2 protein-coding genes are annotated in these 2,485 nt (G+C 39.8%); both read left to right on the top strand.

Annotated features, from left to right (window positions below; all coding sequences use genetic code 11):
- Nucleotides 1-132: 132 nt before the first annotated feature.
- Nucleotides 133-1,677 (top strand): IS21 family transposase, encoded by a 1,545-nt coding sequence (istA, locus tag JMM81_RS22470; RefSeq protein WP_256243787.1) that lies wholly within the window; start codon nucleotides 133-135, stop codon nucleotides 1,675-1,677.
- Nucleotides 1,677-2,441: an IS21-like element IS643 family helper ATPase IstB gene (istB, locus tag JMM81_RS22465; RefSeq protein WP_256243785.1), complete on the top strand. Its 765-nt coding sequence runs from the start codon at nucleotides 1,677-1,679 to the stop codon at nucleotides 2,439-2,441. Before istA ends, istB begins: the two co-directional genes overlap by 1 nt.
- Nucleotides 2,442-2,485 lie beyond the last annotated feature (44 nt).

The raw sequence follows: 2,485 nt of genomic DNA, 5'->3' as shown, positions 1-2,485 counted from the left end.
TGTAAACGCTAGAATGAAGTTGACAGTTTTTGCTTGATAAGATTTTACACTTTTGCTCAATCAACCTACTACTTTAGTAAAATAGATAGTGACGTTATTTTACTGGAGGTTAGGGTTTTGGAGGAGAAGTTAGTGTTATATGTAAAGATTCATGAATTACGTAAAAGAAAGTTTAAAGTAGCACAAATCGCTAAGGAGCTTAAGATCTCAAGACCGACTGTCTATAAGTATTTAGAAATGTCACTTGATGAAGCAAAAGCATACACTGAACAGCCCTTGGGGAAGAAGAAAAAACTAGATCACTATAAAGACTGGATACTTGCATGGCTGGAAGAGTACCCTCACCTAAGTAGTGCTCAAATTCATGATTGGCTTTTGGAGAGATATCCCGACCTAGTGGTCGGTGGAAGTACTGTGAGAACGTATGTGAAAGGTATTCGTGAAGTTTATCAGATTGAGAAAAAGGTCGTTGTCCGTCAATACGAAGCAGTTCCTGAACAACCAATGGGGAAACAACTTCAGGTAGACTGGGGTGAAACAAAACAGAAAACGACAGATAACAAAGAAATCAAACTGTACTTTATTGCCTTTGTACTCGCTCACTCCAGACATAAATACACAGAATGGCAGACACGTCCTTTTACCACGAGAGATGCGATTCGTTGTCATGAAAATGCATTCCAGTTTTATGGAGGACGAACAGAAGAAATTGTTTATGATCAGGATCATTTAATCGCAGTGAGTGAAAATGCAGGCGAACTGCTTTTAACAGCTGAATTTCAAGGCTATGTAAATGAGCGTAAATTCAAAGTTCACTTGTGCAGAAGAGCTGATCCAGAATCTAAAGGCATGATTGAAAATGTAGTGAAATACATAAAAGGCAATTTCGCTGACAGTCGTGTGTTTAGCGACATAGAAGACTGGAATGATCGAGCACTACAATGGCTCGAGCGTACTGGAAACCATCAGGTTCACCAGACAACGAAAAAAAGACCAGCAGAAGTGTTTCTCCTCGAAAAGCAACACTTACAGCCAGTCTCTTCGTTACTTTCATATGAAAGTACCAATAACCAAAGTATAACAAGAAGTGTAAGCAAGGACAACACGATCCGTTATAAGTCAAATCGTTATTCCGTCCCACTCGGGACTTATCAAACAATGACTGAAAATCTTGTGTGGATTGAAGTGACAGGCGAAGAGGAAAAGACGCTCGTCATCCGCAGAGAAGCAAATGGTAATGTAATTGCCGAGCATTTTATTAGCTCAGAAAAAGGAAAGCTCATTCAAAATCGGCATCATACTCGTGATCGATCAAAAGGGGTTGAAGAGCTTAAGCGACGTCTTATCTCTTACTTTGAAGATCAGAAACAGGTAGCTACTTATTTGGATGAGATCAGCAAAAGATACCCGAGGTATCGTCGAGACCAATTTGCGATCATCTACAAGGTGATTCAACAGTATCCGGCATTAATTAATACTGTGTTGATTAAGTGCATGACAGAGAAACTATACAATGCGAATGACTTTCGCGACATCGCTCATCACCTTGATACATTGCGTGATGAACCGATTGAAGAAGTACAATCCTTTTATACCAGTCCACCAAAACATTCTCATATCAAAGCCTCTACCCGTTCTTTAAATGCCTATACCAGCATTTTAGGAGGTAGAGCATGATGAACAAAACCGTGCATGAATTGCAAGATCAATTTCGGCAGTTACGTTTATCAGAGACTGCGGAGGAGCTGCCACAGCTTCTTCGCAAAGCTGAAAAAGCATCATGGACCTACCTGGAATTTTTAGAATCTATCACAGGGTATGAATTAGCAAAACGAGAAGCGAAAAGCCTTGAAAAAAGAATGAAATGGGCACGCTTTCCCTTCGTGAAATCGTTAGATGAGTTCGAACTGAAAGGTCAAAACGTTTTAACGGCCCGCCAGCTTTCTCAACTCCGAGAATTAAGCTGGCTAGAGCAACAATACAATTTAATTCTTCTGGGTCCCCCTGGCATCGGAAAAACGTATATCGCAATTGGGCTTGGGCTAGAAGCTGTTTACAGAGGATTCAATGTTTACTTCACTACAATGGGTGAGCTTGTGCAGCTTTTAAAGTCGGAAGAATACCTGAATAAATCTAAAGTTCAGCTCAAAAGGATAAGAAATGCCGATCTCGTGATTATCGATGATCTAATGTATATGGCGATGGATCAGAGAGAAGCAAACTTATTTTTTCATTTGATTAATCATTTATACGAACGAAGTTCGATCATCCTGACTTCAAATAAAAGTCCAGATGAATGGGGTAATTTAATTGGAGATCAAGGGATCACAACGGCTATTTTAGATCGCTTACTTCATCGCGTGGAAGTCATCCATGGTGGTGAGAATGAGGAAAGTCATCGGATGAAAAATCGGAAAAGCATTTTTTCAGCAGAAGTGTAAAAAGGAAACGAGCAAAAAGTGTAAAATTCGACTTGACGTCTACA

Source organism: Bacillus sp. V3B, from assembly GCF_024494465.1.
GTDB lineage: Bacteria > Bacillota > Bacilli > Bacillales > Cytobacillaceae > Bacillus_BD.
The sequence above is the reverse complement of the archived record's forward strand: the minus strand, read 5'-3'. Positions and strand labels throughout refer to the sequence as shown.

What these genes read in the sequence shown, in the direction of transcription:
- istB (WP_256243785.1), top strand. Translation starts at nt 1,677, where the DNA reads ATGAACAAAACCGTGCATGAATTGCAAGATCAATTTCGGCAGTTACGT.